The 14,025-nt window shown below is 63.0% G+C and carries 11 protein-coding genes; 4 read left to right on the forward strand and 7 right to left on the reverse strand.

The features are described 5' to 3' along the window. Nucleotide 1: 1 nt before the first annotated feature. Nucleotides 2–1,879, reverse strand: coding sequence for a DUF885 domain-containing protein (locus ACN0YJ_RS02645; RefSeq protein ID WP_417495251.1), 1,878 nt, complete (start codon nt 1,877–1,879; stop codon nt 2–4). 179 nt (nt 1,880–2,058) lie between these two features. Then, on the reverse strand, nt 2,059–3,939 hold the full coding sequence (locus ACN0YJ_RS02650; RefSeq protein WP_417477387.1) for a DUF885 domain-containing protein: 1,881 nt from the start codon (nt 3,937–3,939) through the stop codon (nt 2,059–2,061). Nucleotides 3,940–4,051: 112 nt separating this feature from the next. Here ACN0YJ_RS02650 and fliQ point away from each other — a divergent pair, with 112 nt between their 5' ends. From fliQ to ACN0YJ_RS02670, 4 genes are read left to right on the forward strand one after another with little or no spacing between them, the layout of a single operon-like run. Continuing rightward, nucleotides 4,052–4,315 (forward strand): flagellar biosynthesis protein FliQ, encoded by a 264-nt coding sequence (gene fliQ, locus ACN0YJ_RS02655; RefSeq protein WP_417477388.1) that lies wholly within the window; start codon nt 4,052–4,054, stop codon nt 4,313–4,315. Beyond that, nucleotides 4,312–5,064 (forward strand): flagellar biosynthetic protein FliR, encoded by a 753-nt coding sequence (gene fliR, locus ACN0YJ_RS02660; RefSeq protein WP_417477389.1) that lies wholly within the window; start codon nt 4,312–4,314, stop codon nt 5,062–5,064. The genes fliQ and fliR overlap by 4 nt, the downstream gene beginning before the upstream one ends. Nucleotides 5,065–5,074: 10 nt before the next feature. Continuing rightward, nucleotides 5,075–6,163 (forward strand): flagellar biosynthesis protein FlhB, encoded by a 1,089-nt coding sequence (flhB, locus tag ACN0YJ_RS02665; protein ID WP_417477390.1) that lies wholly within the window; start codon nt 5,075–5,077, stop codon nt 6,161–6,163. Nucleotides 6,164–6,202: 39 nt separating this feature from the next. Beyond that, nucleotides 6,203–8,752, forward strand: a complete 2,550-nt coding sequence (locus tag ACN0YJ_RS02670) for a response regulator (protein WP_417495252.1) — start codon at nt 6,203–6,205, stop codon at nt 8,750–8,752. A gap of 569 nt (nt 8,753–9,321) precedes the next feature. Here the strand turns inward: ACN0YJ_RS02670 and ACN0YJ_RS02675 are convergent. From ACN0YJ_RS02675 to ACN0YJ_RS02695, 5 genes are all read right to left on the reverse strand, one after another. Further along, complete coding sequence (locus tag ACN0YJ_RS02675; protein WP_417495253.1) at nt 9,322–10,488, reverse strand: dipeptidase; 1,167 nt, start codon at nt 10,486–10,488, stop codon at nt 9,322–9,324. A gap of 114 nt (nt 10,489–10,602) precedes the next feature. Beyond that, complete coding sequence (locus ACN0YJ_RS02680; RefSeq protein WP_417478652.1) at nt 10,603–11,940, reverse strand: hypothetical protein; 1,338 nt, start codon at nt 11,938–11,940, stop codon at nt 10,603–10,605. Between the two features lie 150 nt (nt 11,941–12,090). Beyond that, nucleotides 12,091–12,438, reverse strand: a complete 348-nt coding sequence (locus tag ACN0YJ_RS02685; RefSeq protein WP_417478651.1) for an Hpt domain-containing protein — start codon at nt 12,436–12,438, stop codon at nt 12,091–12,093. Between the two features lie 144 nt (nt 12,439–12,582). After that, nucleotides 12,583–13,269: a ChrR family anti-sigma-E factor gene (locus ACN0YJ_RS02690; RefSeq protein WP_417495254.1), complete on the reverse strand. Its 687-nt coding sequence runs from the start codon at nt 13,267–13,269 to the stop codon at nt 12,583–12,585. Further along, nucleotides 13,266–13,844 (reverse strand): sigma-70 family RNA polymerase sigma factor, encoded by a 579-nt coding sequence (locus ACN0YJ_RS02695; protein WP_417478649.1) that lies wholly within the window; start codon nt 13,842–13,844, stop codon nt 13,266–13,268. The genes ACN0YJ_RS02690 and ACN0YJ_RS02695 overlap by 4 nt, the downstream gene beginning before the upstream one ends. Between the last annotated feature and the right edge of the window lie 181 nt (nt 13,845–14,025).

The raw sequence follows: 14,025 nt of genomic DNA on the forward strand, positions 1-14,025 counted from the left end.
CTCAAGGTGCCGTTTCGGCGCGCTTGGCCTCTACATAATCATTCACAAGTTCGGTCAGGACGGGCAGGGGCAAAGAGCCATTCGTCAGCACCACATCGTGGAATTCGCCGAAATCGAAGGCATCGCCCAATTGGGCTTGCGCGAAGTCACGCAGGGCCCGAATGCGTATCTGGCCGATCTTATAGGCGGTCGCCTGGCCGGGCCAGACGATATAGCGCTCGACCTCGCGTGTGATTTCCTCCTCGGTGAAGGAGGTGTTGGTGCGCAGATAATCGATCGCATCCTGGCGCGTCCAGCGCATCGAATGGATACCGGTATCGACGACCAGCCGGCCGGCACGCCAGAGCTCATAGGAGAGGCGGCCGAAATCCTGGTAGGGGTCGGTGAACATTCCCATATCCTTGCCCAGGCTCTCGGCATAGAGCGCCCAGCCCTCACCGAAGGCCGGCAGGTAGAGCAGGCGCTGGAACATCGGCCTGTCGGCGGCTTCCAGCGCCAGGGTGAGCTGGAAGTGATGGCCCGGAATACCCTCATGATAGGCGAGCGTCTCCATCTGATAGATGGGCAGGTTCCGCATGTTCAGCGTATTGGCGTAGAAGGTGCCGGGACGCGTGCCGTCCATGGTGCCGGTATTGTAGAAGGCGCTCGGTGCTCCGGCGGCCCGGTAGGGCTCGACCTCGCGGACCACCATTTCGCCGCGTGGCACAGTGTCGAAATAGTCTGGCAGCACACCGCGCACGCGGTCGAAGATTGCATTGACCTGCGTCATGTATTCGGCCCGGCCCTCATCAGTGCTGGGCAGGTAGAATTGCGGTTCGGAGCGCATGAATTCAAAGAATTCGGCCAGCGAACCCTCAAAGCCCACCTGCTCCATGATCGCCGCCATCTCGCCATGAATGCGGTCGATCTCCTCGAGGCCGGTCTGGTGAACCTCCTCGGGCGAGAGGTCATGCATGGTGGTGAAATTGGCCAGCTGAGCCTGGTAATAGGCCTCGCCGCGCGGCAGTTTCCAGGCCCCGTCGCGATCATCGCCCATCTCGCGATGACGCTCGAACATCGCGAGCAGATCGGTATAGGCCGGCCCGACCTGCTCCGTCAGGGCAGTGGCGGCGCGGGCGATCAGGTCGGCCTTGGCGTCATCGTCAATCTCCAGCGCCTCGACCTTGGCGGTGAAATCGGCCAGCAGGGGCGAAGTCGTACCGCTTTCATCGAAGGGCGCACCAGCGACAAGCTGTGCGGTATTGTCGATTAGATAGGCGAAGGTGAAGCGGGGCGGCAGGACGCCGGCGGCGGCGCGCGTTTCGGCCTGGTCGATCAGCTCGCGCAGGATGGGTCCCATGCCGTCGAGACGGCGGATATAGGCTTCCGCCTGCTCGGCATTATTAATGCGGTGCTGGCTGATCAGCGTCGTCGCGAGGCCGGTATGCGGGCCAAACATCTGGGTGAAAATATAGCGCTGGTCGCGGAACTCGTAATTGCGGATCCCGGTCTGCTGGAGATATTCGAACACCCGGTAGGAGACCCGCGCCGTGGCGTCGAGGGCATCGATGTTGAAAGTATTACGCAACTGGTCGAGCCGCTCGATGCGGCGGGCATTGGCGGCGGCGGCATCGGCTTCATCGACCGCATCCCAGCGGCCATAGGCGTCGAGATCATCAATCCGGCCCAGCGCCGTCTGGCCTTCCGGCGATCGCGCCAGATCCGCTTCAAACAGTTCGGCGAACCAGGCATTGAGCCGGGCCGTCTCGGTCTGTTCACTGGCGACTTCCTGCACGGTCGCAGTATCCGCGGCAGGGCTTGCCGATTGCTGTTGCGGCGAACAGGCGGCCATCAAGGCCAGCAATGACACCGCCATGGGTGTCTGGATTATACGACGCATCTTGTTTTCCCCGATGTCTGCCGCCGGTAATCCTGCGAGGCTTTCGCCTGCGTCCGGCTTGATCATATCCGGACGGTACCGTCAGCGGATATTCCAGTGCGGTCAAGACCTGCATACGGACGAAAGACCGCCAGGCTGGCGCGGCCGGAGGCGGGCGTATGCCGCCTCCGGCCAGCGGATCAGTCGGCGCTGCGGGCCGCGAGCGTGTCGGCGATATAGCCGTCGACCAGTTCCTCGAGCAGGGTCAGCGGCACCGAGCCATGGGTCAGGACCACATCGTGGAACTCGCCCCAGTCGAAGTCATCACCGAGCTGATCCATTGCCCGCTGGCGCAGCTCGAGAATGGTGAGCATGCCGACCTTGTAGGACACGGCCTGGCCCGGCCAGACGATATAGCGGCGGATCTCGCTCTGGATATCGGTGTCGGCCATCGGCGTGTTGTGCGTCATGTAGTCGACCGCCTGCTGCTCGGTCCAGTGCAGGTCATGAATGCCGGTATCGACGACCAGACGGGCCGCGCGGAAGACCTCATAGGAGAGGCGGCCGAAATCCATATAGGGGTCAGTAAAGAAGCCCATATCCTTGCCGAGACTTTCGGCATAGAGCGCCCAGCCCTCGCCATAGGCGGAATACCAGGTCAGGCGCTGGAACATCGGCGCGCCTTCGAGTTCCTGGGCCAGCGAGCTCTGGAAATGGTGACCGGGCGCGCCCTCATGATAGGCGAGGGTCTCCATCTGATAAGTCGGGCTTTCCGCCATGTTGGCGAGGTTGATGTAGTAGGCGCCGGGGCGGGAGCCATCGAGCGAGCCGGGTTCGTAGAAGGCGCCGGTTGCGGTGGTGATGCGGTATTCCTCGACCGCGCGCACTTCCAGATCTGCCGCCGGCAATTGCCCGAAATAGTCCGGCGACGCTTCCATGACGCGATCAATGATCGCGGTGGCATCGGCGAGATAGGCGGCGCGGCCGTCGTCTGTATCGGCATAGTAGAATTGCGGATCGGTACGCAGGAAGGCGAAGAATTCCTGCAGCGTGCCTTCAAATCCGACCTGTTCCATGATGGCGCGCATTTCGTCATGAATGCGGGCAACTTCGTCCAGACCCGTCTGATGAATATCGGCGGCGGTGAGGTCGGTGCGAGTGGTGTAATTGGTCAGCTGACTGCGATAATATTCCTCGCCATCGGGCAGGGCCCAGGCGCCGTCATTGCGGCCGTCGGCCAGTTCAGCGTGACGCCCCATCACCTCGATCAGATGCTGGTAGGCTGGTGCGACACCATCGGTCAGCGCCGTGACGGCACGGTCGATCAGGGCCGTCTTCTCGGCATCATCAATATCGAGCGCTTCGACCTTGGAGCGGAAATCGGCCAGTAGCGGCGAATCCTCGCCACTGTCGTCGAAGGGCGCGCCGGTGATGAAGCGCTGCGCCGCGCCGATCACGATCGGATAGGCGAAGGCTGGCGCGATAATGCCGGCCTGCGCCTGCTCATCGGCCTGTGCGGTGTGGATGTCGAGCGTGTCGCCCAGGCTGGACAGACGGCTGAGATAGGCCTCGGCCTGGTCAAGGTTTTCGACCTTGTGATAGCCGATCAGCAGGGTCGGCATGCCGGTATGCGGGCCGAAGAACTGGGTGAAAGTATAATTATGGTCGCGGAACTCGCCCTGTTGAGCGTCATTGGCGGTGATGAATTCGGCGAAACGCCAGCTGACCTGGGCGTCTTCGGTCAGCGCGTCATAGTCGAAATTCTCCTGCATGTAGCGCAGGCGGTCGGCGGCGCGTTGCAGCCAGGCGCGGAAGGCTTCCTCGGAGGGATCATCCCATTGGCCATAGGCTTCCAGATCGTCAAGCATGCCCAGATAGGTCTTGCCCTCGGGGGAGTAGGCCAGTTCGGCCGCGAACTGTTCGTCGAACCAGGCATTGAGACGCTCGGTCTCGCTCTGAACCGCAGCGGTCTCGGCGGTCGCGGCGGCGGTTGGCGCCGCCGGGGTTTCGCTGGTTTGCGGTGAGCAGGCGGCGAGCAGAACCAGTGCGCTGGTGCTGGCCAGGAATGAGCGGAATGACATGGTTGTTGAACCCCCGAATGGTTAAGAATTGACTCTTTCTTAACGTGCGCGGGCCAAGCGTAAAGATAATTAACCGTAATAGCGATTCTCTTGACCGGCTGAGGCCTGACACGTGACCGGACCTGAAGTCCTCGACTTTGCACGCGATGCCATCTGGCTGACTCTCGCCATGGCAGGACCGATCATGTTGACGGGCCTGACCGTCGGGATCGTAATCGCGCTCTTCCAGGCCCTGACCCAGATCCAGGAAATGACTCTGGTCTTCGTGCCCAAGATCATCGCCATTTTCGTCTCGATGCTGATCTTCCTGCCGCTGATGGGCGCGCTCTTGTCCGCCTTCATGGCCGGGGTCATCGAGCGGATCGTCAATCCATGATTCCCGATCTGCCAGGGCTTGTCTTCGCCGCCGGACTGGTGTTTGCGCGTGTCGGGTCGATTCTGATGCTGATGCCCGGCTTTGCCGAGCCCAGCATTCCGATGCGGATCCGGCTCTCCTTCGCCCTGCTGGTGGCGCTGATCCTCGGTCCGGTCATCGCGCCGATCCTGCCGCCCATGCCCGCAGCCCCCTTGCCAATCGCCGGTCTGGTGATTGGCGAAATGCTGATCGGGCTGATGATTGGCGGGATTGCGCGCATGCTGATGGCGATGGCGGCGATTGCCGGCCAGGTGATCGGCATGCAGAGCGGGCTCGCCTTTGCACAGACCTTCGATCCATCCCAGGGGCAGCAGGGCGCGATTTTCTCCACCCTGCTCAACCTGACCTTCCTGATCCTGATGTTCGCGACCAATCTGCATCATCTCCTTCTGCTGGCGGCGAGTAATTCCTATCTCGTCTTCCCGCCGGGCGAATTGCCGCCCATGGCCGATGCGGCCGCCTGGGCGTTGCAGGCCTTCACGGATGCCTTCCGGCTCGGCGTCCAGATTGCGGCGCCGATGATCGTGTTCGGACTGGTTTTCTACCTGGCGCTTGGCGTGCTCTCACGCCTCATGCCGCAGGCGCAGATCTTCTTCATCGCCATGCCGTCCAACATCATGGTCGGCCTGTTCATCCTCACGATATCGCTGGGTGCCATGAGCGCCGTCTGGCTCGACCGCATGCGCCAGTTCGCGATTGATCTGAACTGAGGGGGGCGAGATGGCCGAAGGCGAAGACGAAAGTCAGAAAACCGAGGAACCGACCCAGAAGAAGCTCGATGATGCGCGCGAGAAGGGCGATGTCGCCAAGTCGCAGGAAATCCCCGGCTGGTTCATCCTGGCGGCCGGACTGGCCCTGCTCAGCTTCATTTTTCCGGCGATGGCCCGCAATCTCGCCGGCACGCTGGTCGTATATCTCGAACAGCCCGAGGCCTTTGCCGTCGAACCGCACGCCGTGCTTTCGATGATGCGCCAGACAGCCTGGCATGTTGCGGTCATTGTCGGCGTGCCGATCCTGGTGCTCGCCGGGGCCGGTTTCGCCGGACATTACCTGCAGCAGGGCATGATTTTCACCACCGAAAAAATGCAGCCCAAACTCTCCAAGATCAATCCGGTCGAGGGCTTCAAGCGTGTGTTCGGGCCGCAGGGCGTCGCCAACTTCCTCAAGGGGATTGGCAAGATGGCACTGGTCGGGCTGGCGGTGTTTGTGGTGCTGTATCCGAAACGCGATCTACTGGCGGGCATGCCCGCACTCGACGTCTCGGACATCCTGGTCCTGGTGCGCACAATCTCGATTGAACTCATGCTCGCCTGCCTGGTGGTCTACGCCATGATTGCCGCAGCCGATTTCGCCTTCCAGAAACAGAGTTTCATGAAGCGCAATCGCATGTCCAAGCAGGAAATCAAGGACGAGCACAAGAATTCCGAGGGCGATCCGCACGTCAAGGCGAAGCTGCGCCAATTGCGCCATGAGCGCTCGCAGCGCCGGATGATGGCGCGGGTGCCCGAGGCGACCGTGATCATCACCAATCCGACCCACTACGCGGTGGCGCTCCTGTACGAACAGGGCAAGACCACGGCGCCGATCTGCCTGGCGCTGGGGGTGGATGAAGTGGCGCTGCGGATTCGCGAAGTGGCCAAGGAGCATGACATCCCGATCGTCGAGGATCCGCCGCTGGCGCGGGCCCTGTTCGCGACGGCCGAGCTGGACCAGGAGATTCCGGTCGACCATTTCAAGGCTGTCGCCAAGATTATCGGCTATGTGCTGTCGCTTTCACGCGGTCGCGCACAATACGCTCCAAGCGAGTAGTCTGTACCGCAAGCTTTTTGATTCGTGCTGGAGCCTCCCATGGCTGAACTGCCCGCCCATGATCCTGCCGCCCGGCCCGCTGCTGCGCGCAAGTCCTTCTGGTCCAAACCCTTTGGCCGCGTCGCCTTCTGGGTCTGCGTCTTTATTGTGGCCTTGGCGGCCCTGGCCGCGCTGTTCGCTGCGGGTCAGGATGGCTGGCAGGGTTTTGTCCTGCTGTCGGGCCTGGCCGCGATCGGTTTCCTGGTGCTCTACGCGATCGCGGCCGGTGAAACCGCCGGGCGCAGCATGCGCAAACGCATCAATCAGAATCAGGCGCCCAGCGCAGCCATGCTCGCCGGCCAGGCCATGGAATCCTTTCCCGATCCGGTCCTGATGACCGACCAACGCGGTGCGGCGCGCTGGGCCAATGCGGCCTATCGTGACCTGGCCAAGGCCACGACCGGTTTCGGCCAGAGCTTCGGCATCCCCGGGATTGACCGTATCTGGGCCGGTGCCGGTGGCGGCGATGGCGCGGTCTACCGGCTGGCACGGACCGCGGCGCGCGGCGAGGGCGCCTGTGAAATGCTGCCGCCGCTCGACCTCGCCGATGGCGCGATTGGCCAGTTCCACCTCGAAGCCCTGCCACAACCCGATCAGATGATCCTGTGGCGGCTGACGCCCGTCGGCGACCGATCCATGGGGCAGGCCTCCTCCATGGCGGACTGGTCGCAGCACGCTCCTGTCGGCCTGTTCTCGCTGCGCGCCAGCGGCGAGATCGCGATGGGCAATGCGACCTTGCGCGAATGGCTCGGCCTGATTGATGGCCAGGGTTTTCCAATGCTCGGCGATGTGCTGACCGGCGATGGCGCCAAAGCGGTGCTGCAGGCACGCGGCGGCGAGGGCGTGACCCGTGTCGATTGCCGTCTGCGGGCCCGCGACGGCATTGAAAGCCCGGTTGTTGTGGCGATTGAATGGGCGCCCGGCGAACCCTCGATCGGCCGCGGCGTGCTCTATGGCCTGTCCCCGACCGGTTCGCCGCCGGGTGTGGCCCAGTCCATGGGCGAGGCACGCCCGGCCGGCCGCACGCTCGACGACATGTTTGCCAGCGCCCCCTTCGGTGTCGTCCGCCTGGATGGTGCCGATCCGGAAAGCGCCATGATCGAGGACGTCAATCCGGCCCTGGTCCAGCTCTCCGGTGGCAAGGCGATCCCCGGGGTCAAGTTCCGCGAGATCTTCAACTGGGAAGACGGTCGTTCGGCGACCGATGCCTTCGCGGTCGCGATGGCCGGTGGCAAGGAGCCGGCCGAGGCGCGGCTCGCCAGCGAGGCGGCGACCTATGTCCACCTCGCCTTCGCGCCGGCCCGCGGCGGCAAGCGCGTCGCCTACATCATCGATGTGACGGCGTGGAAGGAACTCGAGCGGCAATTCTCCCAGGCCAATAAAATGCAGGCGGTTGGTCAGCTGGCCGGCGGGGTGGCGCACGACTTCAACAATCTGCTCACCGCCGTGCGGCTCAATTGCGATGAGCTGCTCAACCGTCACCCGGTTGGCGACCCCGATTATGGCGAGCTGCAATCGATCAACCAGACCGTGGTTCGCGCCGCCGGCCTGGTGCGCAAACTGCTCGCCTTCTCGCGCAAGCAGACTTTCCGCATGGAAGCGATGGATATCGGCGACCTCCTGTCCGACGTCTCGGTCCTGTTGCGCCAGATCGTCGAAGAGACCGTCAGGCTCGACATTATCCATGGCCGCGATGTGCCGTTGATCAAGGTGGACAAGGGCCAGCTGGAAACGGCCATCATCAATCTGGCCGCCAATGCCCGTGACGCGATGCGTGACCAGGGTGGTGGCTCGCTGGTGATCCGCACCGCCGTGCTCTCCGACGAAGATGTGCGCAAGGCCGGTGGACCCAATCCGCGGCCCGGTCCGTGGGTTTCGATCGCCGTCAGCGATGAAGGCCATGGCATGGATGCCGAGACGCTGGAGAAGATTTTCGAGCCTTTCTTCACCACCAAGGAAGCGGGCAAGGGCACTGGTCTGGGTCTCGCCACGGTCTATGGGATCGTCAAACAGTCCGGCGGTTTCCTGTTTGCCAATTCGGACGTCGGCAAGGGCACGACTTTCACCATCTATCTGCCCGGCCATGTGCCAAGCGAGGCCGAAACGGCCGAATTCAAACAGGCCGAGGAAGCGCGCACCGTTGAGCCGGCACCGTCCGATCTGTCCGGCCATGGCCGTATCCTGCTGGTCGAGGACGAGGATGCGGTGCGCAATATCGCCGCCAAGACCCTGGTCAAGCGCGGTTATGACGTGGTCGAGGCCTGTGATGGCGAGGAAGCCTATGAAATCCTCGAGGAGGATGAGGAGGGCTTCGACCTTCTGCTCTCCGATGTCGTGATGCCCGGGCTGGATGGCCCCGGTCTGCTGCAAAAGGCCCGGCATATGCTGAATGATACGCGTGTCGTCTTCATCTCCGGCTATGCCGCCGAGGAATTCTCCAAGACGCTGTCGGAAGAACAGGAAGTCTCCTTCCTGCCCAAGCCCTTCACGCTCATCCAGCTGGCCGAGAAGGTGAAGCAGGAAATGTTGAAGCGGGCGGAAAAGAGCTGACGCCTGTACCAAAATCTCCACGCGGCGTGCCGCTGGAGGTTTGCTGGCCCTCCCCAGGTGGGAGGTGTGTGGGACGCCGGCGAATGCCGGGTAACGCGTATGATTTAAGTGTGACATCCGAGACGTCCCACACGTGCAGTTTTCCCGTTGCCTCTCGGCCCCGTTTCCAATCCAATCGGGTATTCGGGTCGGGCGTGTAGTGCCGTCAGACCTGAAAGGACGCCCTGCCAGTGCGCGGGATGTCACCCCTCTGCCCGGACAGGCTGCACGCTCCCGACCGCCGCGACTGACTGAGCTCGTGCCTCCCGTGCGACCGGAACGGCTGAGGTATGCGCCAGGCGCGAGGGGGCGGGGATAACATCACCAAAAATTCGCCATCCTGACGAAAGTCAGGACCTCGAACGACCAGGCTCCGACCCTGTCACGTCGAGGTCCCTGCGTATGCCGGGATGACGTGGGGTAGTTGTCGGTGGTGGGGGATAAGCCGCCAAGCCGACCGCTTCGCGGCCACATCTTCCATCCAGGAAGACGGGGGAGACAAGCGGGCCACGGCGATACAAACGGCAGTTCTACCCCTCCGGCAAATTCTCCAGGAAGAAGCGGATCGTGTTCTCGCCCATCACGGCGCGGATATCCGCCTCGCTGAGACCGGCGGCCAGCAGGCGATCCGTCAGCACCGCATATTCCGAGGCATCGAAAGTCGCCGTGATGGTGCCGTCATAATCGGATCCCAGCGCGACATGCTCCACACCCAGAAGATCAATCGCGGCGAGGAGGGTCGCGGCGACGCCCTCGGGGGTGTCGTCACAAGTCACATCCGCCCAGAAGCCGATACCGATCACACCGCCGCGCGATGCGACTTCCGACATCAGGGCGTCAGGAATATTGCGCTTGGCTTCGCAATGGCCGTGAATGCCGGTGTGGGAGATGACCAGCGGGACATCGGTCATGTCGAGCACGTCGCGGACCACGGCCTGGGAGGAATGGGCCAGATCGATAATCATGCCGTGCCCGGCAATGCGCTCAACGGCAGCGCGTCCGAAATCGGTCAGGCCGGCGTTTGAGACGCCATGAAGCGAGCCGCCGAGCTCATTGTCGAAGAAGTGCTGCAGGCCGATCATCCGATAGCCCTCATCATAGAGACCGTCGATATTGGCCAGATCGCCCTCGAACGGGTGCCCGCCCTCGGTCGCGAGGATGCCGACCAGCACATCGGTATCGCCGGCGCGGCGCTCCAGGGCTTCGGCCAGCTCCCCGCGGGTCAGGGCGACGACGAAATCGCCGTCAGAGCGCTCGGCCACGCGCATCAGGCGCCGGGCATGGAAGCGGGCGCGGGCATAGATCGAGGTCCAGGTGTCGAGCGGCCAGAGCTGGACGATGGCCAGCGGGGTAATGTTGTCACTGTCGGCAGTATTGCTGTCGTAATTCATGTCGGCCGGCGTCTTGGTGACGCTGGCGAAGACCTGCAGCGCGACACGGCCGGCGCGCAGGCGCGGCAGATCGGTATGGCCGCGATCATTCCAGCGCGTCGGATCGCGCATCCACAACAGCATGTCGGAATGCAGATCGGCGACGCGCAGGCTGTCGTGCAGGGCCGTCGCCTCGGCCGAGATGGCGTAGGGCTCGTGGGCGGTGACGGCATTCATGTCGTGGTCGAGCTTGGCCGGAAGGACGCCGAATACGCCGATGGCGACGGCCACCAATAGGGCCGCGGCCACTGCCAGAATAATACGCATCTCATTCCCCCGGATCGATTTGAACGCGAGAGTGCCACAGCAAGCGCGGCTTGCAAGCAAAAGGGCCGCCCGGTTTGCCGGACGGCCCTCTCAATGCAGTCGATGCTGTCAGGTCTATTCGCTGTAGAGCTCGGAGATCGACAGGGTGGCCGAGGCGTTATTGCCCTGGCTGTAGGAGCCGATCCAGATGTCATAGACACCGGATGCCGCATTGTCGAAACGAAGCGCCGGGTTCAGGCCGGCATTGCCGCCATCATCATTGCAGAACCAGTTGCCGTTCGGATCATTGATCAGAAGCGTCGTGTCGGAGCTTGAAGCGGCCGAAATGATCAGCGGCAGGGAACCGGCCGAATAGGTCAGTTCGAAATCAGGCGCAGACGCGACCCAACCGGCACAGCCCGAGCGGACACTATCGGCACGATAGCCACCGCCCGACGTGATGCTGACGCGGTAAGGGTCAGGCTGGAAGCCGGCACGCAGCGAAGCAGTGCCATAGGCGGCCGGGGCCGACATATTGATGCCCGACTGCGGACGCGGTTGCGGGCGGGGCTGTGGACGGGGCTGCTGGCCCGCGACCTGGCCGATTTCCGAGATCGACAGGACCGAGGTCGCATAATCGCCCTGGGAATAGGAACCGACCCAGATATCGTAACGGCCGGTCGCCAGATTGGCCAAGGTAACCAGAGGATTGAGGCCATTGCCGCTATCATCGTCGCAATACCAGTTGCCATAGGCGTCATTGACCACGAGCGTGGTGTCCGAGCTGGACACGGCACCAATGGTCAGCGTGTCAAAATTGCCGGCGGTGTAGTTGACGGAGAAATCCGGCGCGTCGGCGATCCAGCCGCGGCAGGAACTGCTCATCTGAGCGGCGCTGCGAGTGCCGCCAGAGGTCACATTCACCGTGTAAGGATCAGGCGTGAAGCCGGCCCGCAGATTGGCGCTGCCAAAGGTCGCTGGCGCATTGGTATTCGGCACGTTTGACCCGCCCTGGGTCGCACCGATTTCCGACACCGAGAGAGTCGTGGCGGCGTAATCGCCCTCGGAATAGGAGCCGATCCAGACATCATAGCGACCGGAACGTGGATTGTTGAGCTGGACCAGAGGGTTGAGGCCCTGACCGCTATCATCGTCGCAATACCATTCGCCATTTGGACCATTGACCAGCAGGGTCGTGTCGGAATTCGACGTCGCGCCGATCGTCAGATTATAACCGCCGGCAGCGTAATTGACCGAATAATCAGGCGCATTGGCGACCCAGCCGCGGCAGGACGAGGACACATTGCTGGCCCGGAGCGCACCACCGGACGTGATGCTGACGGTATACGGATCAGGCGTGAAGCCGGCATTGAGATTGACACTGCCATAGGTTGGCGGCGCCGAATAATCCTGGGCGAGCGCGCCGCCCGCCAGCAGTGCGACAGATGCCGTTGCGAGCAAAAATGCTTTCATCTTGATTTCCCCTTGAACGATCGCCGGAGGCTCGGCCCACCCCGTGCAAGCCGCCCCGGCAGATGCCAGACCCCCATACTAAAGGGTTTTCCGGGTGAACCCTAGCTGAATGAAGGAGTTTTTTTCGATTTCAGGCGCGGCGATGCGCGATCAGGACTGGCCCGACGCCATCAGGCACGACACCGACGAGGCCAGCACGGCGGGCAGCTCGGCCTCATCGCTGTGCTCACCGCGTTCGAGTGCGCCGGCGAGGTGACCAAGCCGTTTCAGCCCGACATTCAGGGCCGCACCCCGCAGGCCATGCGCGGCCGCGCGGGCCGACGCCTCATCGCCATCGCGGCGGGCCTGGATATGTGTGTCCGACAGGGATTGGAAATCGGCGGCAAACTGAAGCTTCAAGGCGGCAAATGTGTCCGGGCCGACCGCGGCAACCAATGCCCCAACGGCGGCATTGTCGATCTCCGCCTGGTTTCGCCAATCCATCGTCTGGTCCGTCATGATCCATACCCTTCACTGATTTTCCGCCAGCCTGTCCGGCCCGCGATGCGCACGTTCAGTCGCAATGCAAAACCAGATTAGACCGATATCCTGATCAAGCCGTAAACCGCCTGCGGTGTTGACGGGCGCCGGGCCAGCGCAGGGTCAAAGGCCGGTGAAGACCTGCAGCGCCCGCAAGAGCGGATCGTCAAAGCGCAGCTTGCCCTGGGTCAAGGCGAGGCAGATGCACTCTTCGCCCTCGCCAATCTTGATATCATGGGCGACCTCGGGATCGGCTTCCTCGACATCACCGCGTTCATAACGCTGGTCGCCATCGAGGAATGAGCCCTGCAAGACGAGCGTCAATTCGGTGCCGCGATGACCATGATGCGGGATGGCGACGCCTGGACGCGCGCGCAACAGCCACAGGCGTTCATCGCTCTCGCCATGCCACAGCATCGCCTTCCTGAGGCCGGGGCCGAGAAACTCCCAGCGCAGCTTTATGCCTTCCCGGTCGATGAAATCGCACAAGACGGCGGGCAGGCATTCGGGACGGTCGGCCGGGGCCACGGGCGCCGCCGCAACCGGTGCCGGTTCCGCCCGGGTCCGGGCGGCATCAAACGCCTCATCGAGGGCAAAAATATCATCGGCATCGAAAGCGAGTTCACCCTTGTCCTCGACGCCTTCCAGCATGGCGCCGCCAATGCGCGCCATCGAGGCGGCATGCGCGCGTGCCGGCACGGACACTTCCAGATGCGAACGCAACAACATGTCCTGACCCGGCGACATCGGGGCACCGGCGGCATGGTCGAGATACCAGCCCTGTTCGAGGAAATAGCCTCTCCGGCTCATTGCAAATCTCCAAGGCTGAGTTTCAATTTATCCATCGCCAGACGAATTCGCGATTTGACCGTCCCCAGCGGCAAAACCAGTCGCACCGCGATGTCGCTGTGAGACAGGCCTTCCATAAAGGCCAGTTCGAGCACACGGCGCTGATCGTCCGGCAGGGTCAGAAGCGCCTCGCTCACGGCACTGGCATCCTGCCCGCGGGCATAAAGCTCATCGGCAGCCGGGATCTCGCCAGGCCGCAGGGATGGATCGGTCAGGTCGACGCGATCGGCCCGGGCCAGCTTGCGATACTGGTCGATATGGAGGTTGCGCGCGATCGTATAGACCCAGGTCGACACGGCGGATTTGGCGACGTCATAGCTCTCGGCGCGACGCCAGATCGCGAGCATGGTGTCCTGGGCCAGATCATCGGCCTGGGCGGAAGGCAAGCCGCGCCGGACCAGAAAGCCCCGCACGCGCGGTGCGAAATGGTCAAACAGACGGCGGAAGGCCTCGCGGTCCCGGTCGACGCCAATGCGCGCGACAAGGTCAGCCAGCTCCGCAGCATCCATCAACCCTGCCTGCGACGGCGCAGCCATCCCCATTCGCCCCTTTTCCAGGCCAGTCCGGCCTCCTGGCCAGGACGAGTTCAGTATCTGAGCGACAGCGTACATGCCCAGACTACGGCGCCCGCAGCGAGATGGATCACATGCAGCTGCAGTGATCCACGCCGGGCCGGCGCTCGTAACCCCTTTCATTGATCACAATTATCGGGCGCGG

The organism is Maricaulis sp. (genome assembly GCF_048270095.1).
Taxonomy (GTDB): domain Bacteria; phylum Pseudomonadota; class Alphaproteobacteria; order Caulobacterales; family Maricaulaceae; genus Maricaulis.